The 22995-nt window shown below is 54.9% G+C and carries 22 protein-coding genes and 2 pseudogenes; 12 read left to right on the forward strand and 12 right to left on the reverse strand.

Annotated elements, in window-relative coordinates:
- Window positions 1-101: 101 nt before the first annotated feature.
- Window positions 102-320 carry a hypothetical protein gene (locus KP702_RS12615; protein WP_215769093.1) on the reverse strand — a complete coding sequence of 73 codons (219 nt, stop codon included), beginning with the start codon at window positions 318-320 and terminating at the stop codon, window positions 102-104.
- Window positions 317-1467 (reverse strand): IS3 family transposase gene (locus tag KP702_RS12620; RefSeq protein WP_215769094.1). Its coding sequence is split into 2 segments (ribosomal slippage): window positions 317-1209 and window positions 1209-1467, totalling 1152 coding nucleotides; the frame shifts between segments, so codons are not numbered across the junction. The genes KP702_RS12615 and KP702_RS12620 overlap by 4 nt, the downstream gene beginning before the upstream one ends.
- A gap of 191 nt (window positions 1468-1658) precedes the next feature.
- On the opposite strand from KP702_RS12620, the gene KP702_RS12625 reads away from it, so the two are divergent.
- Both KP702_RS12625 and KP702_RS12630 read left to right on the forward strand, forming a co-directional pair.
- The gene (locus KP702_RS12625; protein ID WP_215769095.1) at window positions 1659-2639 is read left to right on the forward strand and encodes an IS481 family transposase; all 981 of its coding nucleotides are present in this window, start codon (window positions 1659-1661) and stop codon (window positions 2637-2639) included.
- Between the two features lie 170 nt (window positions 2640-2809).
- Entirely contained in the window at window positions 2810-3769 is a 960-nt protein-coding gene (locus KP702_RS12630) for an IS110 family transposase (protein WP_215769096.1), read from the forward strand.
- A gap of 35 nt (window positions 3770-3804) precedes the next feature.
- Here KP702_RS12630 and KP702_RS12635 read toward each other — a convergent pair whose 3' ends face one another.
- Complete coding sequence (locus KP702_RS12635; RefSeq protein ID WP_215769097.1) at window positions 3805-4209, reverse strand: hypothetical protein; 405 nt, start codon at window positions 4207-4209, stop codon at window positions 3805-3807.
- 197 nt (window positions 4210-4406) lie between these two features.
- Window positions 4407-5990 carry a glycoside hydrolase family 32 protein gene (locus KP702_RS12640; protein ID WP_215769098.1) on the reverse strand — a complete coding sequence of 528 codons (1584 nt, stop codon included), beginning with the start codon at window positions 5988-5990 and terminating at the stop codon, window positions 4407-4409.
- 756 nt (window positions 5991-6746) lie between these two features.
- Here KP702_RS12640 and KP702_RS12645 point away from each other — a divergent pair.
- The gene (locus tag KP702_RS12645; protein ID WP_211514806.1) at window positions 6747-7166 is read left to right on the forward strand and encodes a hypothetical protein; all 420 of its coding nucleotides are present in this window, start codon (window positions 6747-6749) and stop codon (window positions 7164-7166) included.
- A gap of 60 nt (window positions 7167-7226) precedes the next feature.
- Window positions 7227-8069, forward strand: a complete 843-nt coding sequence (locus tag KP702_RS12650; protein ID WP_215769099.1) for a hypothetical protein — start codon at window positions 7227-7229, stop codon at window positions 8067-8069.
- A gap of 9 nt (window positions 8070-8078) precedes the next feature.
- On the opposite strand, the gene KP702_RS12655 is transcribed toward KP702_RS12650, so the two are convergent.
- A complete protein-coding gene (locus KP702_RS12655) occupies window positions 8079-8480 on the reverse strand; it encodes a lytic transglycosylase domain-containing protein (RefSeq protein WP_215769100.1) in 402 nt (133 codons plus the stop codon).
- 113 nt (window positions 8481-8593) lie between these two features.
- Between KP702_RS12655 and gspG the strand changes: the two genes are divergently transcribed.
- The gene (gene gspG / locus KP702_RS12660) at window positions 8594-9040 is read left to right on the forward strand and encodes a type II secretion system major pseudopilin GspG (protein ID WP_215769101.1); all 447 of its coding nucleotides are present in this window, start codon (window positions 8594-8596) and stop codon (window positions 9038-9040) included.
- Window positions 9041-9055: 15 nt separating this feature from the next.
- On the opposite strand, the gene gspD is transcribed toward gspG, so the two are convergent.
- The 4 genes from gspD to KP702_RS12680 all read right to left on the reverse strand — a co-directional run bounded on the left by gspD (window position 9056) and on the right by KP702_RS12680 (window position 14160).
- The gene (gene gspD, locus KP702_RS12665) at window positions 9056-11536 is read right to left on the reverse strand and encodes a type II secretion system secretin GspD (protein ID WP_215769102.1); all 2481 of its coding nucleotides are present in this window, start codon (window positions 11534-11536) and stop codon (window positions 9056-9058) included.
- Complete coding sequence (gene gspM / locus KP702_RS12670; protein WP_211514811.1) at window positions 11430-12065, reverse strand: type II secretion system protein GspM; 636 nt, start codon at window positions 12063-12065, stop codon at window positions 11430-11432. The genes gspD and gspM overlap by 107 nt, the downstream gene beginning before the upstream one ends.
- Before the next feature lie 9 nt (window positions 12066-12074).
- Complete coding sequence (locus KP702_RS12675) at window positions 12075-13100, reverse strand: PilN domain-containing protein (protein WP_211514812.1); 1026 nt, start codon at window positions 13098-13100, stop codon at window positions 12075-12077.
- 109 nt (window positions 13101-13209) lie between these two features.
- Complete coding sequence (locus tag KP702_RS12680; protein ID WP_306795945.1) at window positions 13210-14160, reverse strand: A24 family peptidase; 951 nt, start codon at window positions 14158-14160, stop codon at window positions 13210-13212.
- A 24-nt stretch (window positions 14161-14184) separates the two neighbouring features.
- On the opposite strand from KP702_RS12680, the gene KP702_RS12685 reads away from it, so the two are divergent.
- The 6 genes and pseudogenes from KP702_RS12685 to KP702_RS12705 all read left to right on the forward strand — a co-directional run bounded on the left by KP702_RS12685 (window position 14185) and on the right by KP702_RS12705 (window position 18529).
- Complete coding sequence (locus tag KP702_RS12685; RefSeq protein WP_215769104.1) at window positions 14185-15855, forward strand: GspE/PulE family protein; 1671 nt, start codon at window positions 14185-14187, stop codon at window positions 15853-15855.
- A gap of 5 nt (window positions 15856-15860) precedes the next feature.
- Window positions 15861-17075, forward strand: a complete 1215-nt coding sequence (locus tag KP702_RS12690) for a type II secretion system F family protein (RefSeq protein WP_373687851.1) — start codon at window positions 15861-15863, stop codon at window positions 17073-17075.
- Complete coding sequence (locus KP702_RS12695; RefSeq protein WP_215769105.1) at window positions 17072-17536, forward strand: Tfp pilus assembly protein FimT/FimU; 465 nt, start codon at window positions 17072-17074, stop codon at window positions 17534-17536. The genes KP702_RS12690 and KP702_RS12695 overlap by 4 nt, the downstream gene beginning before the upstream one ends.
- Window positions 17520-17612, forward strand: a pseudogene (locus KP702_RS16575) (type II secretion system protein); the annotation flags it as partial. The gene KP702_RS12695 and the pseudogene KP702_RS16575, both read left to right, overlap by 17 nt.
- A gap of 15 nt (window positions 17613-17627) precedes the next feature.
- Window positions 17628-17915 carry a hypothetical protein gene (locus tag KP702_RS12700; RefSeq protein WP_252348718.1) on the forward strand — a complete coding sequence of 96 codons (288 nt, stop codon included), beginning with the start codon at window positions 17628-17630 and terminating at the stop codon, window positions 17913-17915.
- Between the two features lie 2 nt (window positions 17916-17917).
- A complete protein-coding gene (locus KP702_RS12705) occupies window positions 17918-18529 on the forward strand; it encodes a prepilin-type N-terminal cleavage/methylation domain-containing protein (RefSeq protein WP_215769107.1) in 612 nt (203 codons plus the stop codon).
- Window positions 18530-18659: 130 nt separating this feature from the next.
- Here the strand turns inward: KP702_RS12705 and KP702_RS12710 are convergent, their stop codons facing one another.
- The 3 genes and pseudogenes from KP702_RS12710 to KP702_RS12720 form a co-directional block, all read right to left on the reverse strand.
- Window positions 18660-20468, reverse strand: a complete 1809-nt coding sequence (locus KP702_RS12710) for a glycoside hydrolase family 68 protein (RefSeq protein WP_215769108.1) — start codon at window positions 20466-20468, stop codon at window positions 18660-18662.
- A gap of 466 nt (window positions 20469-20934) precedes the next feature.
- The gene (locus KP702_RS12715) at window positions 20935-22017 is read right to left on the reverse strand and encodes an IS5 family transposase (RefSeq protein WP_215769130.1); all 1083 of its coding nucleotides are present in this window, start codon (window positions 22015-22017) and stop codon (window positions 20935-20937) included.
- 73 nt (window positions 22018-22090) lie between these two features.
- Window positions 22091-22171, reverse strand: a pseudogene (locus tag KP702_RS12720) (transposase); the annotation flags it as partial.
- 36 nt (window positions 22172-22207) lie between these two features.
- On the opposite strand from KP702_RS12720, the gene KP702_RS12725 reads away from it, so the two are divergent.
- Complete coding sequence (locus tag KP702_RS12725; RefSeq protein ID WP_215769109.1) at window positions 22208-22939, forward strand: HAMP domain-containing sensor histidine kinase; 732 nt, start codon at window positions 22208-22210, stop codon at window positions 22937-22939.
- The last annotated feature ends 56 nt before the right edge of the window (window positions 22940-22995 follow it).

The following is a 22995-nucleotide window of genomic DNA, read 5'->3' on the forward strand; positions in this document are numbered from 1 at the left end:
AGGCAGGCGGCCGTCGTCCTCTTATCAGACGAACGGCTGGCCGGGAAAAGCTCAAGCTGTAGCTGGCGTCTTGCGCTTTGCCAGCCAATCGCGACGTATCGCTATGCCTGACGCAAGCCCACCGCTCCTGCGGCCATAAGGCCAGAAACCTCGCCGCCCATAGGTGGTCCCATCACGAAGCCGACGGTCGCGGCAACAATCAAAGCCGCTCCCAGAACATAGAACGGACGGAAGCCAGCAGCAAAAGCAATGGGAAGGAAGTGAAGCCCGACAACCAGGGCCATTGAAGGTGACGTGCCCCCTTTTTTGTATCCACTCAAAAGGAGAGTTCCCGTTTTTTATGGCTTTGGGTTGATGGGATGACAAGTGTCTCGGGGGCATGCCCCCGAAACACTTGTCTGGCGACCTGATCCGGTGTCCTGCCACCCAGCTGGGAATGGGGGCGCACCGTATTGTAGTCTTCCCGCCAGTCAGCCAGAACCTGTCGGGCATGGCTGAGAGACGTGAACAGCGTCTCGTTGAGGCATTCATCCCTCAACCGGCCGTTGAAACTTTCGACAAAGCCGTTCTGTTGCGGTTTCCCGGGGGCGATATAGTGCCATTCAACCTTCATCTCATCGGCCCATTTCAGGATGGCATGGGATGTGAACTCCGTACCGTTGTCGCTGACAATCATGAGGGGTTTGCCATATCGTTCCACCAGGGCCGTCAGTTCCCGCGCCACACGTCCACCTGACAATGACGTGTCGGCAACCAATGCCAGGTTCTTGCGACTGAAATCGTCGATAACAGCCAGAATGCGGAACCGGCGGCCACAAGTCAGGGCATCCGAGACAAAATCCAGGCTCCAGCGCTGCCCGGGTTCCTGAGGGATGGTCATGGGAGAACGCGTCCCCAGTGCCCTCTTGCGGCCACCCCGATGGCGGACTTTCAGCCCTTCCTCCTGATAAAGGCGGAACAGCTTCTTGTGATTGGGGCTGAATCCTTCCCGCGCCAGAAGATAACCCAGGCGGCGATAGCCAAAGCGGCGTCGTTGGTCCGCCAGTTCCCGTAGGCGCTGGCGCAGGGCAGCATCGTCCGCTCCGGTAGAAACATACCGCGCGACACGCCTGGCAACACCAACAAGCGCACAGGCTCGGCGTTCACTCAGGGCCAGAGCTTCCTGAATGTGTCGGACCGCCTGCCGTTTCGCGACAGGCGTTACCACTTTTTTCCAACGATCTCCTTCAGCGCCGCATTATCCAGCATGGCATCCGCCAGAAGACGTTTCAGGCGGCTGTTTTCATCTTCCAGCGCCTTCAGCCGTTTGGCCTCGGATACCTCAAGGCCACCATAACGGGTCTTCCATTTGTAGAAGGTCGCGTCACTGATCCCGTGCTTACGGCAAAGATCAGAGACCTTCAGTCCGGATTCCTGTTCCTTCAGAATCCCTATGATCTGCTCTTCCGTAAAACGACTGCGCTTCATCCGTCCGTATCCTTCTCGATCGGACTCTACTTTTAAATGGTTACATTTCCGGGGGGCACGTCAAAGGTAGGAGAAGGTCTGGCCGATGCAGATTTATGACAATGTTGGAGGCGAGGAAAAGGCCAATGCCTTCACTGTTTAGTCCCGGGGTTTGATGGTGTGGTATTTTCACGCGAGTGGAAGGAAGCCTTATGGGACAGATACGTCATGGCAGCGCCACGCCCACGCACGCCGTGCGAGCAGCACTACAGCGATCGCAGGCTTCGCTCGCGACGCTGAGCGAGGAGTTCGGGATCAACCCGAAAACAGTTGCAAAATGGCGAAAGCGTCAAACGATTGAGGATCAGAAGACAGGTCCTGAAGAGCCGCGATCCACGGTTCTGTCCGAGACGGACGAAGCGATGATCGTGGCGTTTCGCCGGCATACGTTGCTGCCGCTGGATGACTGCCTTTATGCCCTGCAGGCCAGCATTCCTCATCTGACACGTTCGGCCCTGCATCGCTGCCTTCAGCGCCACGAGATCTCACGACTGCCGGATATCGCGGGAGACAAGCCCAAACGCCAGCGCTTCAAACGCTACCCGATTGGGTTCTTTCATCTCGATATCGCAGAGGTCCAGACCGCTGAAGGCAAGCTGTACCTCTTCGTTGCCATCGATCGGACAAGCAAATTCGCTGTCACACAACTCGTCGGGAAAGCTGATCGGAAGACAGCCTGGGAATTCCTCGAACATCTCCTGAGCATCATCCCTTACCGGATCCACACCATTCTGACCGATAACGGCATCCAGCTCGCTGATCAGCCCCGTAACCGCAATACGGCCTGGTCTCGCCCCATGCGCTTCGACATGATCTGCGAAACTCACGAGATCGAACATCGTCTGACGAAACCCAATCATCCCTGGACGAACGGTCAGGTTGAACGGATGAACCGGACGATCAAGGAAGCAACCGTCAAACGCTTCCATTACGATAGTCATGAGCAGTTGAGGACACACCTCAACGACTTCATGGCAGCCTATAACTTCGGGCGAAGACTCAAGACCCTCAGTGGCCTTACCCCTTACGAATACGTCTGCAAAATCTGGACTTCAGAGCCAGAAAGATTCATCATCAATCCAACCCATCAAATCCCGGGACTAAACACCTTATGTGTTTCCAGCCTGTTATGATGACCTCATGAACGCCCCTGGCCAGGGGCGTTCATGAGGTGAGATACAGCGCTTAACACCTGGTAGCCTGACCACGTTTTCTAGCAGGCTGATCTCGCCTCTCTTCACCGTCTCGAACAGTTGACGGCGGCCCGCTTTCGGGACCGCGAACATAAGAAAGAGAGAGTGATATGTCTGCGCAAACCGTCATTGGAATAGACGTGTCCCGAGACTGGCTCGATGGCTTTTGCCTGCCAGAAAAGCAGAGATTTCGTTTTCAGAATTCACCTGATGGCCATGCCAGATTACTGGAAACTCTTCAGAGTATGCCGGACGGTCTCAAAATTGGGTTTGAAGCCACCGGTGGACAGGAATGGGCACTCTGGCGTCTTCTCATCAGTATGGGACTCAATGCAGTCCAGTTGCCTCCTGCACAGATCAAAGCTTTCGCACTCTCCATGGGGAAACGCGCGAAAACCGATCAGATCGATGCGGAATTGATTGCGCGCTTTATGGCTTTTCGTCCAGAAGCAGGACGAACACTGCCGGATGTAAAACTCCAGTTTCTGCGGGCACTGACGGTGCGCAGAGCTCAGATGGTGGAGGCACGTAAACGGCTTTCTGCCCGGATTTCGGCGCGCCGCAAACAGGGTGTGAGCGCTGAACTGGAGGACATGGACAGCAGTCTCAGAGCATTTCTCGAAAGCCAGATCAGCGAGCTCGAACAACGGATTGAAAGCGTTATCGCAGAGGCAGAAGAACTCTCCGCGAAAGCAGAACTTCTCCGATCCATTCCTGGTATCGGCCCGGTATCAGTCTCCATGCTTCTCGCAGAAATGCCGGAACTCGGCCGTATGACGGCGACAGAAGCTGCTGCCATGGCCGGACTTGCACCAATGGCCCACGATAGTGGCGCGATGCGGGGGAAACGTGTCATTTCAGGGGGAAGAAGATCTCTCCGTCACGTCCTGTTCCAAGCAGGATTGGCAGCTGCCTGCCATAATCCTGTTCTGAAAGCTGTCGCCAAACGCATGAAACAGCGGGGTAAGCCACATAAACTGGTGATCGTCGCTATCGCACGGCGTCTCATCACAATCGCCAACGCCGTCCTCAAAACAGGCCTGCCATGGCGCATTAGCTCCGCCGCTTAAACACAGTTGCTAGCTCCGCCGCTAAAAGACAGTTACTAGAACGTAACATAACCTGCCTCGCAGGCCGTAGTACCGACCACTCGCCCTGCCAGCATGTCAAAGGCTAGTATATTTTGATTGCGGTTATCCCAACCAAAAAGAATGCGCCGTTCTGACGACATACCTGCCGCCTCCAGCCGTGCCCCCTCCAGCCAGAACCGGGCGCGAACTTGCGGCGCGATGCGCGCTGAAAGCGCGACTACAATCAAGCTATCGTCATGGTCATCAAACAAAAAAGCCTGGTTGCGACGGTACTGAAGGAGGCGCAGCGCACCTTCAGCCTCCAGTGGCCGCTTGACCAGCCTGTCTGAAAGCGTGTCGTCGACGCTCATTCTGGTGCTGTGAATTGCTACTTTATGGTTGTAGTAGCGCGAGGGGAGAGCGGTGTTGTGCGTTGTCATGCGGAGAACCGCATCCTTATGATTAAACTCCAAACGAACGCACTTGGACTTGCTTCCTCTTGTTACTATGGCCATCGCATACGCTGGCGCATCACTAGCGCTTGACCCGGCCAACGCTCTTCCACTTTTTACAAGATAGGCTGTAAGTGACATGGCGCTTAACTGTCTGCGGGTCAAAAATCCGAGCATGAAATAACCTATTTGAAAACGTTATTATAAGAAGCGGTACCATAATGGTCGAGTATGCAAACGCCGTCATGAACAGTAATTCGCGGTTGATTGCGGCGTTTGGTTGGAAAAACAAGAGACGTCATTGATAATGTCCCGTCGTTGAATATAAGTTCTATGCTACTAGTATTGACGATGGCTAATATGTTTACGTGGTCCTCAAAGGTCAGGGCGGCATTTCGTGGCTTCAACCATTCGGGGTCGGTTTTAGGTGTAAAGCCAGACTGACTGCGATCTAGCGTAACGTAGCCCTCGCGGGGGAAAAGAATAATTTGCACAGGGGTACCAGCACCACTTTGCAGATCAATCTGGATATTCTCCGGCCACGCCTCCACTCCTTTTGAGAGAGATGCAAAAAATAGGTAAGTCCCGCACGTTATTTTAGGTAAATCCTGTGATGCTTCAGGAGTGAGTTTATGTCGGAGTTTATGAACACCAAACATACTCTCATAGCTGTATGGGCTGCCGTTCCACCAAGGAACATTGGTTAATTTGAGTTCTCCCGCCAATTGGCTCAGAGCGATCGACCGCACTGCCGAATAAGAGCCAAAGTATCCAGCTTTAGTCACAGGAATTGCGTAGTTCCAGTTATTTTTCCAGGCGATCGCAAACAAACGCTCTTGCGGCTCGTCGGTAATTTGGGTCTGACCAAAGACGACGGTCGCATAAAAATCGGAACCGCTGTCAAGCCATTGTCCCGTCGGATCGTCGGGTGTGAAGTTCGTCCCGTCAAAAGCGCCAATCCAGTAATAGGTACCAGTGGTGAACCCTGTCGCAAACCCGTTGGCTCCGCAGATCAAAACCCACTTTACCGCCTTTGCAGCATCGCTGTGTCCAGAAACCCGGATCGGAAAGAGAGCTGGGCATTCAAGTGTACCCAGAGTGTCGCAGAGAAATCCCGATACATATGACCAGTTCGCGAGATCTGAAGACCGATAGAAGCCGATCTTGCTCGCTTCTGCTAGAACCAGGATCCAGCAGCGAGAGCGCGTCATCCAGACAAGTCGAGGGTCACGAAATGCGCTCCCTGGTGCAACTGTTTTCGGATGGTGCATAACAGTGCGGTCAAACGCAAAAGAATATCCGCCATCATGCGACACCCAGCGTGTCGTGGACTGGCCGATCCCTCCTTCCTGCATCGGCATGGTGCACAAAGCGATCACGGCATCAGGTCCAAATCCCGCTGTATTATCGTGATCAACTACGACGCATCCACTCCATGGATCGCCGTAAGGAGTTTGATATTTTCTGATTGCAAGGCCGGCATCCCGCCAGTCTTGAAGATCCTCGGATACGGCATGACGCCAATCTGTACCATTTCCCGATGGGAAATCGTTATTCCAGAGATAATAAAGATGCCAAAGTCCGTTGTGAAAAAATGGCGGCTGGGGGTCGTTGATGAACGGCCTGGGCATTGAATATTTGCATTTTCTCAATGGTATACTTTTATCAAAATACCGCTTAATTAAGAAAATGTCTAGTTTTTTATTTCTTTGGTAGGATGGTATGTTGCTCCAATATGATTGGAAGGAAACATTGCGCGGGCGCGACATTATGTCACCATGACCACGCACGTCGTGCGACCAGCGCTACCGCAGCGACCAAAGGCTGGGTTCGCGACACTGAGCAAGGAGTTCGAGATCACCCCGAAAGCCGTCACAAAGTGACAGAGGCTTGAGACTATTGAAGATCAGATCCTAACGAAGCCTGCGCAGCGCGTGTCGCACAAACTGAAAAAGCCATGGCAATCGCTTTCCATTTGCATACTTTACCGCCGCTGGATGATTGCCTTTATGCCCTGTAGGCTGGTTACACCTTGCCTGGCACGCCCGATTTTGCAGTGGTGCTTTTGAGTGTTACGAGATCTTACGGCTGCCAGAAATTAAGAGAAACAAACTCAAGCGTCAGCGCTTTAAACGCAATCCGACTATTTTTTCATATTGAGATAACGGAAGTCCAGACCGCTGAAAGTTAGCTGCATCTCCTTGTTGCCATCGACTGGTCCATCAAAGTGGCGATATTCAAACGCTTCTGTTACGATCGTCGCGCGCAACTGAAGGCCTGCTTCAACCCTCCGTGTCCGCCTCTAACTTCGGGCAAAAGCCTAAGATCTGGAATGGGCTCCAAATTTACAAATATATATGCAAATTGGAGGGTAGACCCAGAACGATTCATCATTAATCTGCCGATATGGACGCCTATAAGGCGTCAGCAGACGACATGATTATGCTTCATATTCTGCTTTAAATATTTTCTCTGTGGGAACGATTTCCGTTTATTAGGTAAAGAAAGAACTATAGAAAAAGACAATGTTGCATCCAGTTCAAACCATTTCCCGATTAATCTGCTGGCGTTTCCTTGCCAGTCTGGTTGTAGCTTTCACTGCGTTTGCGCCTGCTGTTGGATGTGCTCAGGCAGATGACAGAGATGTTGACATCATACTGGCACGACCTCTTTTTGAGCCCGACAGGCACGCGCGATCGGAAGTATCTGTTGCGAAAAAACAGCTACATGTCACGGGAGTCGTCGGCGAGGGCGATCGATGGACTGCGATATTTTCCGGAACGCCCGGTGTAAATGGCGCGCTTGCGATTGGTGCTGGGGGCGAGATTGATGGCTGGCGCGTCGTATCTGTTTCGCCGAGCCTTGTTCGACTGGCCCGAGACCGGGAAACGCAGACACTCGTCCCGGCACAGGCAATTTTGCAGGGTATAAAGCCGGGATATTGAACTGTACGCTTTTGGGTAATGCGTATGGGAGGTGACCCTGAATTGGCAGAGAGGCTGAGCTTGAGTAAAACGCGGAACAGGGCTCGCAAGTTGTCGCACGATCGGGGCTTTGCCTTACTTGTTGTGCTTTGGTCTCTTGGCTTTTTAGCGCTAATCGGAATGCATGTTTTGTTGGTTGGGCGCCATGCCGCGCAGGCAACTCTGGCCGAGCAGGCGGAAGTGGCTGCCGAGCTTGCCGCGGACGGAGCTCTTTCGGAACGGCTCTATGATCTGGCCACCAGAGGTGCTCCAGCGCTGAAGTCAGGATATGGGTGGGTCGTCTCCAGCAACGTGGGTATCCTGGTCCGGACGCGGATGCGGATCGAGCAAGGGTTGGTTAATCCGAATAAGGTCGGCCCAGTATTTTTGGAGGCTCTGCTGGAAGAACGGGGCATTAGCAAAGCAGCTGCCGCACGGGCGACGGCGGCCATCATGATAGGGACCGAACGGGGTGATTTTACCACTGTGAGCGGGTTAGGCCAACGCGCGCGCTTACTCATGTGTCGAAGTGGGCAGGGCGCTATGCACGGTTCAATTCAAACACTAGATGATTTGGCAGCTTTTCCGATGGTGGGCCCCCGCATTTCCGCGGCAATCGAGAACGTACTCTCGTTTGCAGAAATGGATGATCCGCTACCAGGTGCTGCAGCACCCGTTGTACGCCGCGCGCTAGCGCGCGCATCGATACCTGTTCCGCCAAGGAGCGGGCTTGCGGTTGAGGGCGCGCTCTTGATCGTCGAAGCGCAAGTTGAGCGCGGCGGAGTTCGGATACGTCGTCATGCCGAAGTCATCTTTGCCGGAGATGCGTCTATGCAGCCTTGGCATGTAGTACGGTGGGAAACCGTTCCGGTCAAAAGCGACTAATTCGGTCGTTCATCTTTGAAAGAGACGTCGAGCGGCCTGCAGGATGCGCACCTGATAGGCGCCATTGAGTGACGGCGTGTGAGAGTGGTAATCGCCGATTGCCTGCATAAGGTTACCATGTGTTTCGTCAAGGTAAGACCGCACGATCAGTGCCGATGCAGTAACGTTGAAACAACTGTCCTGTAGAAGGCGATGCACGGTCTCATCGGGAGAGAGGCGCGCCATATGGGCAAGAACCGGGATCCAGAGCGAGTTGATCTGCATGATGCCGATATCCAAGCTACCATTAGTATTAGAGACCGCTACGCCGTTGCGACCTCTTTCGATTTGCCAGATCGTCGGGAGAACGCGCGGCGGAATACCGAAATGAAGAGAGGCTGCTAGCATGCAGGCGACGAGGGATCCGGACATTTCAGGTAGTAATCTTCATATTGCGGTTTTTTTAGCTCTCTTTTGAGGAGTGGGCCATTCGCCGTGCATACGGTAAGGTTTCTGGGCTGATGCAGAATAGGAATAAGCATGTAATGAAACAATTCATTTTAAGGCGGGTCAAAGCGTTCAATGAAAATCTGGGGGACGAGGAGGGTTTTACGCTCCTTGAAATCCTAGTTGTTCTCGCCATTCTAGCACTGTTGATCGGGCTTGTAGCCCCGGCTGCTTTGCGGCAGCTGGGAGGCGCGCGGGTCTCCGTTGCCAAGCAGTCGATCACTCGGATCGGTACGGTTTTGGACATCTACAAGCTTGATACGGGCACGTACCCTTCCAGTGAAGATGGGCTTGATGCTCTTGTGCACGCTCCGGCTGGAGAGGAAGGCTGGAACGGTCCTTACCTCAAGGATGGAAAGGTACCGCTTGACCCGTGGAACCACCCTTACGTTTATCGTTCGCCTTCAGAGCGCGAGAGCAAAGACTACGATCTGTGCTCTCATGGTCCCTCCGGTACCGGCGAAGCTGAGATGATCTGTAATTAGCGGCGATAGCGGCAGTCAGTCGTGGAGGCCGATCTTTTTCAGCAGTCTGTGCTGCGGGTCGGAATGACCCGAGATCGGCATCTGATCGAGCTCACGGGGGGCTGCTGCTGCTCGCGGGAGCATGTCACGCAGATCCTCGGTCAGAGACAGGGCATCGGCCTGATTATGGATCACGTGCGGGGTGATCAAGACCAAGAGCTCGGTTCGGGTTCTAGTATTAGTCTGAGTGCCACCGAGCAGGCCGAGTAGCGGAACGTTTTTGAGCCACGGTATTCCAGAGTTTTCATGTGAAGAGCGATCGGAAATCAGGCCCGCAAGGCCGACAGTCTGTCCATCTGCGATGACCACGCGTGAGGAGACCTGACGTTGGGAGAAGGTCGGGCTATTGATGGAGCCTGAGCCCGTTGAGGTTGTGTAAGACGCCACCGAGCTGACGGTCTGTGACAGATCAAGCGTTACGAGCCCACCATTGCTGATATGAGGGGTAATCTGGAGGATCACGCCGGTGTTCTGATAGTTAATCTGATTGGTAATTGTCGAGTTTGTGGTGAGGACGCCGGTGGTCGTGCCTGAAAGATAAGGGACTGCATCGCCAACCATCAGGGACGCCGGTTGGTTATCGACGACCATCAACTCAGGAGAAGAGAGTACGCGGACGTTCGTAATGTCCTGCAGCGCGTTGATGACGAACGGCGCGCCCGCACCGGATGCGCCGCCAATAACAAAGCCTGGAAAGCTTGTCGACAAAGCAGCTGAGGCAAGACTTGCTGCGCCGATCGAACCCGAGGCGTTACTTAGCAGGCCGTTGATACCGCCGGATTTGAAGATGAACTGGGTACCGTATTTTAAGTTGTCGTTAAGGTCCACTTCTGCGACCGTCGCATCCACGCGCACCTGAAGAGGCATAATGTCGACCTTACGAAGCATGGCCGTGACCACGTCGTTTTCCTCGACTGTGCCGTATGTAAGGATGGCGTTATTTTGGAGATCCGGAATGATGCGGATCCGTGAAGACGTGCTTTCGGCGCTGGCCGAATTACCGAGACCTCCGAGAAGGGGGTTATCGCCATTGGCGCCCTGCGCATTACTGGCGGTATCACTTGCTCCACCGGTGCGGCTAACGGATGCATTTCCAGTGCCCATGCTGGTGTTCAGGCCGAAATTCGAGCTTGATTGCTGGCCGGTCTGCCCAGTTCCACCGAAGGACGTCGTGGCGTTCCCACTGTTCGTTCCCGTGGTATTTTGATTGTTGTTCGAGCTTGTGTCCATTTTTGCGGAGGGCTGGGCCGTGACGTGATCAGGCGTGAAGGCCTGCTGGAGGAGATAAGCTACATCGTTCGCGCGGTTATTCTGAAGATAGTAAATGTTCCAACGACGCAGCGTGCGGCGGCGCTGAGCTTCGATCGTATCGAATGCACGCCGCGCGGCGCTCACGAAACGGGGATCTGCGCCGATCACCATGACCGCTTCTATCCGAGGCATGGGGACAATCTGTACGCGGTCGTAGAGTGCTTTGCCCTGCTTGACCAGTAGGGCAGATTGCAGCGCTTGGGCGAGCTCCTGCGCCGAACCACTTGTGGTCGGGAAAATGGCGTAAGACTGACCTGCGAGTATATCGGTATCAAAAGTGCGCACCATCTCGGCCAACGAGGCGCGGGTTGCCGGATCCCCACTGACCGCTACGGTATTGCCACCCGGAGAGGCCACGATCCGGCCGTTATTATGCAACAGTGGGGTAAGGGCCCGCACGAGGCTGTCGCCCGAGACGTATCGAAGTGGAATAAGCGTGACTTCGGCCTGCGCGCTGCCATTCTGGCTGTTTCCCGCAGAAGTAACGCGAAATAGGCCGTTTTCCTCAATCAGGCTTGCGCCTGAAGCCGCAAGCGCGCTCCGGAAAACATCGAGTACTTGCTCGCGCCGCAGGGGGCGTGCTGTGCGGAGTGTTACGGTGCCGTGGACAGAAGGATCAATCAAGTAGTTTTCGTGCAAGATTGCACTAAGGATCTGATCTGTTGCGGACCTAATATCGGTATTCGCGAAATTTAGTGTAATATCTCCAGAAGATTTACTTCTTCCATCTGCGTTATATTTGGTCGAACCGTTGGCTGAGCGACCTAGCGACGCAAATCCCCCATTACGGGCAGAGGCGGCCACAATCGGGCCATTGATACGTGGGTTTTCCCATCCGGAAAACGTAGTCGAGCCCAAAGTGCGCGGCTGACGTTGTCCAGCTGGTTCCGTGCAAGCAGCGAGCAGGTTTGAGGCACCGAGCGACACGATAAGTGACGCCCATGCGCGGCTGCGCGGTTGGCGAATGAGGGTAGGGGCAGAGGGAAGGCGAAGGATCACGCGGGGATGACTCGAATCAATAGGTGGGCGTTGAGGTGCTTCAATGCGACACGTCGGGACGCGGCAAGGAGTGGCCGGAGCCATCGCGTAGCGCGGCAATGACAACCGATACGGAGAGGCGACGGGAAGGGCCGGACATCGGCTCATCTTGGGTCATATCTCCAGCGCTGACCTGAAGGTTCTGAACAAGAAGATGAGGTGATTTGGTCGCGCTGACGGCATTCAGGAAATGTACGGTATAGTCCCATGGTGCCATGAATGTGACACGCAAGGCAATTGTTCGCATCGCGCGCTGGCGTGACGCTGAAACGGGCTCCTGTGTTGCCAGATCGATTGAAGCATCGTCGGCTAAGGACTGGACTTGTTCCTGAAGAATTGCGAGGGCGAGATCATCGGATGGAGCGCCGAGCAGAGGGCTGGTATGATCAGTTTCCAACTTGGCGGCATCCGCACGGGCTTGCAAGTGAGGGATCGAGGCGACGAGCGTCCGTGCATGCGCCAGAAAAGCGGTTTTGTTATCAAGGCGCGACTGAAGGGACGCGTAAAATTTTGCCCCCATAAGAGTAAGCCCTAAGGTACCAAGGATGACGACGAGCAAAAGCCCGAGCGCAATAACGCGGCCGAAGCGGCCAGACGGAAGCGCAGTAAGATGAATGGAGCTGATGTTTGGTTGCATGGCCCTTATCTATCTTGGTTCGGGCGCTTGGAAGGAGAGTTCAAACGTATCATTGTGGCTGTTTTGCGCGCGAACGACAGGCCCGACGAACGTAATGTCTTCGAACTGACCGGTTGTACGGAGTGTCTGTACGAGGCGACTGGCCTGAGGTGACTGCCCTTCGAGCTCGATCTGACGTCCATGTATCCGTAAGGCTGTCAGATATGTATCGTCAGGCAGAGACTGTGTGATGCGGGCGATAAAGGTGATTGGCAAGCCGAGAGTTTTTTCGGCGCGAGCGACGGTCTCTTTGCCAAACCCGGCAGCCTGCGCTTCATGGCGGAGAGTTTCGGCAAGCTGAAGCGGAGCAGAAAGCACCTCTATCGCTCGTGAGACGCGGTAAATACGGTATTGTTGGAAGATAAAGGGTAACAGGATTAGCGAAACGGCGGCTAATGCGGTAGCCGGAGCCACAAGTGAACGACGCGCAACCTTGCGGTTAAGAGGCAGACGCTCAGGAGTACCACTCCGGGTTGTGGAAGTGATGCAGGCCGCCTCTAAGCCGCACTCCCTGAGTTGCTCAATTGCGACATCAAAGCGGGATCGTGGTGTGAGCAGCAGGGTCAATGCGGCTTTGCCAGGTGGAGCTGCAGCGGTGGCCGCACGGATCGCCCAAACAACATCGCTGCTTTGAAAGGGAGTTAGGCGGTCGAAATCGAACCGTATGGCTTCGGCAGGGTCACGCAGTGCAGTGATAGGTAAAATAACGGTCCGGGTGAGAATTGCGCCTTCAGGCAGCGCTAGACAAATCGGTATAGAGCGTCGAGCGCCGGATTCATATGATGCCGTCCGCACAGCATTGAGAGCTTCAGGGGCCAGCGCACCTTCCGCCGACACGGTGAGTGTAGTTTCTCGGCTACGAGGTTTGAATCGCTGAGGCAGCAGGTCGAGGAGTTGGCCTAGCCACCACGCTGGTAATGCGCGCGCAAAGGCCGGTGCAGAGATAGAGAGTGCACTCAGGCCGTCGCGCAGTATGTAAGAAGCTTGGCGGGTCATCTAACGCTCATGACGTTATTCTTGGAATTTTGTCCATGACCATGGAGCAGGTTTTTTACGAAAATTTGACGAAATTATCTTTAACTCCGCCCCGGAGAAGAGGGCTGACCTATGCTCCGCCGAGCACACAAAGCCAGATTGCCATAGCGAGACAGGGGCCGAATGGCAGGCGCGTTCTCGTCGAAAGGGGCTTGCCGCAAAGGCTTGTGGCCAACGCAGCGGTCAGGCCGATTATAGCTGCGATCAGTGCGATGGAGGGGAGAGCTTCCGCTCCTAGCCAAGCGCCACCAGCAGCGAAGAGTTTCGCATCCCCTCCGCCGAGACCTCGGCGCTTACGGATGGCACGGTAGACCAGGTCGAGCAGTGTGAAGGCTGCCCATCCTAAGACGACACCGACGACACGGTCGGTCAGGGTAGGGGTCAGGACAGTAGCCGCATCGAGCAACGAGAGGGCTAGGCCAGTGAGAATAAGTGGAAGTGTGAAGATATCGGGGAGGCGCAGAGAGTGAGTATCGATCCAAGCCAGGGCTAGAAGCACCCACCCAAGAATGCAGTCTGCCCAGAAAAAAACGTCTGGGTAATACACGGACTGCAAAAATGCGGCCACTGCGAGGCTCGAGGGAACAAGGACCGCCGCTAGTTCGACAGTCACATGAAACCTACCAATTGGCGCCGAACATCGGGCGCAGCGGCCACGTTGAAAGATGTAGGAAAAAATTGGCAAGAGATTGATGGGCTTAAGGGAGGTTTTGCAGGTATCGCAACGTGAACGGGCCATGCCGATAGGTAACGAACGTGGTATCCGGTATATAAGAACACCGAGAAAACTTCCGATTAAAGGTGCGACGAGCAGGGAAATCAGAAATGAGAAGGCTGGTGCTGCGGGGGCAAGATATGTTGCCACAGTCAGAATAGGCATCGTCTTGCTTGCGTCTGACGGGCTACTGACTGGCCATAGTAGGTAGGGGTACAAGGGAGACAGTATGCTCATGCTGGGAAGCATGCCGAAAGCGGATAGTATCAGCAAGGTGAATAGGGACGGTTCGTGAATGAGAGGCATGCAAGGTTGGACATTGTATCGAATATGACGCTTGAGGAAGCTCTTGCTGTACGCGGCGTATGCGATGCCCGGGTCCTAGAGCGTGGGCGGATAGTTTCGGTCGAGACGGGGCAGGATATTTCGGCGGTTCTTTTACAGCTTGGCTTACTGACAGAGACCGATCTGGCCGAGACTTACAGTGCAATACTGGGACGCACTGTTCTGGATGCGTCTGATCTGGCTGGTATCGAGCGGCCGCTGAGGCCTGAGCAGGTAGGGGCGCATTTCATACGTGCTGCGCGGGCGCTTCCATTTGTCGAAGGCGAAGGTGTCCTGAGTGTATTGATGGCGGATCCTTTAGACGATTTCGTTGCGGAGGCGATAGAAGCCGCGACAGGGATGAGAGTACAGCGTGAGGTTGCAAGGATATCACTTATCGAAGCCATGATTGAGCGCTTGTATGAGGACCCTCATGAAACGGCTGAAGAAGCAGCCAACGGGGAAGACGGCGATCAGTCGGAAGACGATGCGGACCGCCTCAAGGATCTCGCGAGTGAGGCTCCTATCATCCGGCTGGTTAATCAGATCGTGTTCCGGGCGGTAGAAACCGGGGCGTCAGACATTCATATCGAGCCTGGGGAAAACAGGTTAGCGGTCCGGTTTCGCTATGATGGGGTCCTGCAAGAGGTAGACAGCCAGAACGTGCGGGTCACGTCTGCTCTGATCTCGCGTATCAAGATCATGGCTCGATTGGATATTGCGGAGCGGAGATTACCACAGGACGGTCGCATCAAACTGGCAGTTCGGGGGCATGATGTCGATTTCCGGGTGTCGATCGTGCCGGGTTTGCACGGGGAAATCGTAGTTCTTCGCGTACTGGATCGAAGCGTCGTAAGATTCGAGTATGAACGACTGGGGCTTGCCGATGACGTGGTGGTAGAGTTTCGCAACGCGCTCGATCTTCCTAACGGTATCGTTCTGGTAACGGGGCCCACGGGATCGGGAAAGACGACGACGCTTTATACAGGCCTGACCGGGATGAACGTGTCGGACCGAAACGTGGTGACGATTGAAGATCCCATCGAATACCAGCTTGCTGGGATCAATCAGATACAGGTGCGAGCTGGCATCGGGTTAAGTTTTGCCAGATTGCTGCGCTCGCTGCTGCGACAGGATCCTGATGTCATCATGGTGGGAGAAATTCGTGATATTGAGACGGCGCAAATCGCGGTCCAGGCAGCGTTGACAGGCCATCTTGTACTTTCGACGCTGCACACCAATTCAGCATCTGCGGCGATTACGCGCCTGCGAGACATGGGAGTTGAAGATTATCTTCTGACTGCTGTGTTGCGCGGCGTTCTTGCACAGCGGCTCGTTCGCAAGCTGTGTGTGTCTTGCCGGGTTGCCGAACCGGTGCCGGAAGTGCTGATTACGCGTTTCGGGTTCGATCAGCGGGAAGAGCCAAGGCTCTGGCGCGCAACCGGCTGCCCCCACTGCCGCCAAACAGGGTATCGCGGAAGGCTCGCGATTGCAGAATTCTTGCGCCCTACTCCTGCACTTGTGCAGTTGATCCTCTCAGGGGCTGACAGCTCGGCGATTGAGCGGCAAGCAGTAGCCGACGGTATGATCACGATGTTTCGTGCAGGGCTCATGGCAGCGCTGGCGGGAGAAACCACGATTGAGGAAGTCGGTAGGGCTGTCGGGGGTGAGGAGTAAGAGCAGTGACGTGTTGGCGGTATCGCGCGATCGGGGATGACGGCACTGTTGTTACAGGAATGTTGGATGGCGAGAGTGAAGCGCGCGTGGTGGAGATCCTGCGACGCCAGCGGCTCACACCGCTCATGGTCAGGCCAGGACGAAAAAGTGCCGCGGGCTGGGGTCGGCTGCTACCGTCTCGTCGGAGGGGCTTGCGGGGGGATGTTATTGCGGGGTTCACCCGAAAGCTTGGAACGATGCTTGGCGCCGGCCTCGATCTCGACCGAGCGCTCCGCTTCGTTACGGGAGCCGGGAGTAACGACCGTGCAGGGATGGTTCTTATTGGGATACGCGACCGGGTTCGCGGTGGAGCGCGCTTCGCCGATGCGCTGGAAGAGACAGGGTGCTTTTCACGGATGTATGTCGGGCTCGTGCGAGCAGGGGAAGCAGGAGGTTCGCTTCCAAGTGCGCTACTTGAACTCGCTGACCTTCTGGAGCGACAAAAGAAGCTTGCAGCAACAGTCCAGTCGGCGATGGTGTATCCTGCGATACTCGTTGTTGCGTCCGGCGGATCCATCGTGCTGCTTTTAACGCATGTTCTACCACAATTCGTTTCGCTATTTGCGGAAAACGGCGTGAAAATGCCGACGATGACCCGCTTTGTGATGGCGATCGGTGATGGGCTGGGACGTTGGGGACTGCCGGCTGGGCTGATCATTCTTTTGGCCGCGCTTGGCGTCCGGCGCGCAATGCAGCGGCCGCAAGTTCGTTTTGCGGTGGATCGCTGGCTTCTGCGGGTACCGATTTTAGGTAGCGTTGTTCGTAATGTGGTTGCTGCGCGAATGACACGCACGCTCGGCACACTCTTGGGTAACGGTGTTCCACTACTCGCGGCCTTAAAGATTTCATCTGAGGTTGTCGGTAATACCGCGGCTGTTCGGGCGATCGATGGAGCGATAGCCTCCGTCAAGGAAGGGGGAAGGCTGGCGATTGCATTGGAGCGAGGAGGAGTATTCTCGCTTGAAACAATACAGTTTCTGCAAGTGGGTGAGGAAAGTGCCCAGCTCGGTCCGATTGCACTGCGGGCAGCAGACCTGCATGAGGACGCGACCCGGCAGGCCATTCAGAGGTTGCTGGCGGTTCTTGTGCCCGGGATCACGATCGTCATGGGCTTCATTGTTGCGGGGATCGTATCGTCGCTGCTGCTGGCGATGTTGAGCTTGAACGATCTGGTGCAATGAGGCGCGTAGGAACTGCAGGGTTTACACTGCTGGAGATGCTAGTCGTAATTGTAATTGCCGGACTCTTGGCCTCGCTGATTGTGTCTCGCGGGCCGTTGCGTAGTCGGGCTCTGGCGTTTGCAATGGTTCGGGACAAAGTCGAGCAAGTACTAGAAGAAGCGCGAGAGCAGGCAATTTCTGGGGGAGGGGATGTTATTGTGCAGGTCGATCAGGGCGCGCACATGTTCGTCGTGAGCAGCGCTTCCCACGTGTGGCGCGCTGGTTTCGATCCAAAGGTGCAGATCGTGGTGGGCGGGAGGGCTTCCGGAGTGCCAGGAGGAAATCAGGCCATACGGTTCGGAGCTGCGGGCGGAACGGCAGGAGGCGCTTTCGGAGGGCCTCTTGTCGTGATGTATGATGGACGACGCTGCGTGTTTGACGTGAGTGAACTGACGGGGCGAGTAATTGAGCAGGCCTGCTAAAGAAGTAAGCCGCGAGCAGGGGTTTACCCTGTTAGAAGTTATTGTCGCACTTATGATCCTTGCTCTTGCGCTCGGGGCGATGCTGTCAGCGATGACTACTGGGCTGAGCGGGGAGCGCCGCGTCGCTCGGGCCGATCGGGCGTTAAGCATCGCACGCTCCCAGCTTGCACTGGTGGAGGCAATGCCCGAGTTGGGCCCCACGCGGCAAACGCTCATTGTAGAGAGGGTTTTTAAAGTTACCATCGAGATGAAACTGGAAAAGCAGGGTCGAATGACAACCGGACGTGAGATTGGACTGTTCGACGTTGGGGTCGACGTTTCTTACGGCGGGACACACACCTTAACGCTCACTGAGCGCCTCGTGCGGAATGTACGATAGTGGTGGCTCCGTTTCGCTATCACTTCCCCCACCGCGGGGAAAGCGGCTTTACGCTTATCGAGATGCTCGTAGTTCTGGCTGTGTTCGGCATGTTGTCGCTCGTTCTTTGGTCCGGGCTTGGAGCTGGCGTGCGGGGATGGAGCACCGGAGAGCGACTAGCAGCAGACACACGAGAGATGCGCGGGATGGAGACGATTTTACGCGCCGAAATTGAACGAGCCGAAAAAGCTGGGCGAGGCGAGGGCGTGTTTCAGGGGCGGCCGGATGTGGTGGCATTCGTGGCATGGATGCCTGAGGCGGCCGGATATCACTCGGCCGTTCGTGTTGGGATCGGTGTCGACAAGCGTGGTGTGCTGGTGGTGCGCTGGGTGCCTACGGTTCGTACGGGATGTCAGCCAGAGGCTGGACCACCTCGCCAGGAAGATCTAGCCCGCGGGGTACAGCGCATACGGTTTTCATATTATGGCACGACGGGCGGTACTAGCGAATGGGTCGAACGATGGGATCGGCGGGAACTGCCACTTCTGGTTCGTGTACAAATCGTTTTTGCTGATACCCGTAGGTCATGGCCGGATATCGTTATCCGGCCGATCCTTGCGGGAGAAGCAGAATAGAAATTTACTCAAAAAGAGAACGAAGCAAATCTGGCTGCTTCTTTGCTAGCAGACTTCTAGGTTTGTGTGCCTAGAAGATAACGAAGAGGGGCGCCGCGCGCGACGCCCCTCCTAGTTAAAAATGCGCTTGTTAGTTCGTTAGGTCGCCATTGAGGTAGGCATCAGCACGTGCGGCGATATCGTTCTTGAGGGCCGCATCAGTACTGGTATCGGATTTTACTGAGAGGCCTTTGATCACCGGTTCACCAGCGTAGTGATACGGGTGTTCTTCGCCGTAGGCGACGTCGGCGATAAAATCTTGCTTGTCGATGTTAAGCTTGTTGGGAACGATCTCGCCGTACCCGCCAAGACCATAACTTCCGAATGCATAGTTAAGAGAGCTATTGGGGCCGCTTAAGGAGATCTGCACGGTCGGTGCTTCGTCGCCGCCACGTCGCGTTCCGACGGTGTCAATGAACGACGTTACTTTGCCGTTTGGCATGAAGTAGTGCGAATACGATTGGAAAGCGTTCGGGTTCTGCTCGGGGTTAGGCGAGAAATCCGTGCCAGCGGCGACATTCAGGTCGGTCGGATTGCCAAGCATCAGACCTGAGTTGTTGTTTAGAGGCACCCAGTCACTACGGATTCCCTTTCCATAGAACGCATATTCGCCGTCAGGCCCGTCAATGCCTGCAGCGAAGGTCGTGCGGTGCGAAATGGTCATCAGATAGTATTTGCCATGCTGAATATGCATCTGAGGGCGCTCGGTCTGATCGTTCACACAGTTGGCCGAGATCAACGGAGGCAAGAATTTCCAGGCTGTAAGGTCAGCGTTTGTCGCTACGGCGAGGCCGATATTCGCGCGCTGAAAGATTGCTCCCGACCCGTTCACCTGATCGACCGTCTCGCCATAAGGGTCGTTGGCTGCATAGCCCAGATCGGAAGCGTTACAAGGTGTTTCGCCGCGAACGCCGGCCGAGTTACCTTCGAAAACCATGTATGTTTCGCCCGGATGCGCAGGGTCCGTGAAGGGGGCCGGATCGCGGAACGAATAATACTCGTTCTGTTGACCGGTTTGATAATATTTTCCGTCTGGCACGAGCAGCGGTGTATGCGGGTTAAAGGTTCCAAACCACACATGAGTATAGTCGGCATGGATCGAACCGATGGCCAGTGTAATGGTTGCAACCGGCGCGGTTATATTATCGCCTGAGTCTGTGCGGTTAAATGCGAGATCCGTGTAGAAGATTTTGATACCGTTTTTGCCCTTCCCTTCGATACGGGTCGAGCCGGACCATTCTGCCTGCTGCGTGAAAGGCGTGTTTTGTTTGCTGTAAACCTCGGCGCTCTGACCGTCCGGGAAGACGTTGCCGCCGTAGGTCCACCCGCCATTGGCTGGGCGTCCACCTCGTGGAGTTTTATGTGGGCGATAGAAAAACCCGATGCGGGCATGGACGTGTCGATCGTCAAACGTATAGCCTGCGTCGCGCCGCGCAGTCAGGGCAAAGATCACATCCCAGCCATTATAAGTATACTGATTGCCGTTGTAATCGGTAAGCGGCCATGTGTCCCAAACCCAGACATAGCCGTTCGTCGCGGGAAAGTTACTCGGAATTGCTGGCATGGTTAGGGCGGCAGGTAACGAATTGGCGCCTGTCGTCACATTAGGATTCGACATTGCCTTGATCTGGCGCGCGTCGGCGCGTGTCCAGATAGAGGTATAAGCCTCGTCGGGATCGTGAGCATCTCCGGTGTGGGGTGTGGCTTGGGGATAGCCTTGCTCAACAGGGATACGCTGGAGCATGGCCTTGTTAGGCATCATGCCGGGTTTGGCAGGACGCTGGCGATCTTTCATAATACTTGCAAGTGGGGCTGTTTCGGCCATCGTTGCAACTGGAAGAAGGGCCGTACAAACGAGCGCTACTCGAAGGCCGCGATGAAAGATCTTATCTCGTGACATATCTATTGTATCCTTAGTCTTTACGAAGCGAGCGTTCCACCTGAGGCAAGAAATTTAGGTAATCTCTCGTTTCGGAATTCCTAGAATGACTATTTTTTAACGAACTTGCATCAAAAATTTACGTAGGAGATGTGAAAATTAAAAGTCCGTGTAATTTCGGCGCGTTTTCTACGATTCTATTTTTTCCTGTGATGGTCCTCGCGTGATCACAACTTACAAATAGGGGTGTTATCCGATCCATTGGTACCACCAGCAATTGTGTTTAAGCGGTAGAGGTAACGCCTCACTGCAAGCCTGCTTTGAGAACAGCATTGGCGATTGTGACGGGGCCACCTGGAGGGATCGAAGAACCCTTGATTGATGTGCTTGGCCCGTGATTTTAGTTTTTGGGCGATTTAATTGACGGCGCTTGGGTCGGTTTTGATCTGCGTTTTGAGCGGATCGGTGGGTGTTACCCTCTGGATTGCTATGCTGCGGTACTGATCCGCTCCAGGAAGAGGAAGCGGCGCATATTGTAGACGATATTGGCCAGACCGATCCTCATGGTGGCCCGGGTGATACCGACAGTTCGGATGAATAGACCCATTTGCGATTTCTGATCGGCAAAGACGTGCTCGACGCGGGAGCGGATCACCGACTTCCCTGCATTCGATTTCTGGATATGCCGGGGCATCGGCTTGAGCTGCGGTTTTTTGCGATGAACCTTTGAGACAAAGCCCTGCTTTTCCATGAAGTCTTCATTGGCTTTGGAGCGATAAGCAGTGTCTGCCCAGACGCTTGAGGCCGTATTGGTTTTATCCAGCAGCCCCTCTCTCAATCGCGCACCATCACTGGCGGCGGCGTCCGTCGTCTTCCATTTTCGGATGAACCGGTATTTCCGGTCGATGGAGACATGCGATTTATAGCCAAAGAATGGGATGGCGAGGTCACTGGATGGCATGGTTCCATCATCCTGCCGCTTTGCCTTCGTGAACTTCAGCGTCCAGCGCGCATGACGATCCTTGTGCCACAGCTTTGCGGGTTTGTCCTGCCAGTCTTCAGGAATACGTCCTGCCCGAAGATCGGCTTTTTCTGCATTGGTGTTCCGCTGCTTTGGAGCAGCCACCAGTGTGGCATCCAGGATCTGGCCTGACATCGGTAAATACCCGGCGTTGCGCAGGGTCGCGTCAAAGCGGTTGAACAGGCCCTCGATCGCTCCCGACTGGGTCAGGCGTTCACGGAACAGCCAGACCGTTTTGGCATCAGGCACCCGATCTGAAAGCGCCAGCCCAAGGAAACGCATAAAGGAGAGGCGGTCGTTGATCAGATACTCCGTCCGCTCATCAGACAGATTGTTGAGCGTCTGGATCACCAGAATTTTGAACATCAGCACCAGATCAAATGGCGGTCGTCCGCCTTTACTCCCGTCTGAATAGGCCAAAGCCTGCCCCAGATCAGGGCGGAACACTTCAAAATCCACAGTCCGGGAAAAGGCTTCGAGCTGATCACCCAGCCCGCTCAGCCGGGCAAGCCTCTCTTCAACATCAAAGAAACCAGCCTGCTTCATGATCCATACCCCAATCAACTCGGGGGAAATGGAATCACAAAGGCACCCTCAAAACCAGGGGGTTTTTCGAACCCTCCAGATCTGAGACCTTCACCCCGGCTTCCTGTTCCTTCAGGATCCCTATGATCTGCTCTTCCGTAAAACGACTGCGTTTCATTCGTCCGTAGCCTTCTCGATCGGACTCTACTTTTAATTGGTTACATTTCCGGGGGGCACGTCACTCGACAGAAATGAAACATTGATCGCCAGTGTCCGTCAGATCAGTGACGACATCGCACATGATATGCGACGACCACTGGCACGGCTGGGCCAGAATCTCGGCAGAGCCCAAACTGCAACAGCGCATGATGTACAGAAGACTGCACTCACGCAGGCACAAGACAATCTTCAGGACGCACTGGAAATTTTCTCGTCTCTTTTAAGACTTGCACAGCTTGAAGCCGGAGACCGTATCCCCGATAGCCAGAAACTGGTCGTTGCAGATCTTTTCAACACGCTCGCTGACCTCTATCAGCCCGTCGCACAAGAACAGGAGCAGACACTTACAATTATCAGTCCCAATCGCGGTCTGACGATTGAAGGCAACCGCATTCTTTTAACGCAGACACTGTCCAATCTCATCGAAAATGCCATCAACCATTCTCTAGCAGGAACGGTTATTTCCCTGTCAGCTCACATGGAAAACAACAGGATCATCATGATCGTTTCGGATAATGGTCCCGGTATTCCAGCCGAAGAACATGAGCGCGTTTTCGAAAAGATGGTCCGGCTCGACACCAGCCGAACCGTGCCCGGTACCGGATTAGGACTCAGCATGGTCCGGGCAATCGTGCACCTGCACGGAGGCTCGATCCGGCTTGCGGATAATAAGCCCGGCCTCCGCTGCGAGATCGTTTTTGCCGCCTCTGGATGTTTCGTAACTTAGTTTCTGACCTTTGAGAGCCTGTTTGGAAATTCGGCCTGACGTGATTCAAGCTCTGG

The organism is Gluconobacter sp. P5B12 (assembly GCF_018812035.1).
In the GTDB taxonomy this organism is placed as follows: Bacteria; Pseudomonadota; Alphaproteobacteria; order Acetobacterales; family Acetobacteraceae; genus Gluconobacter.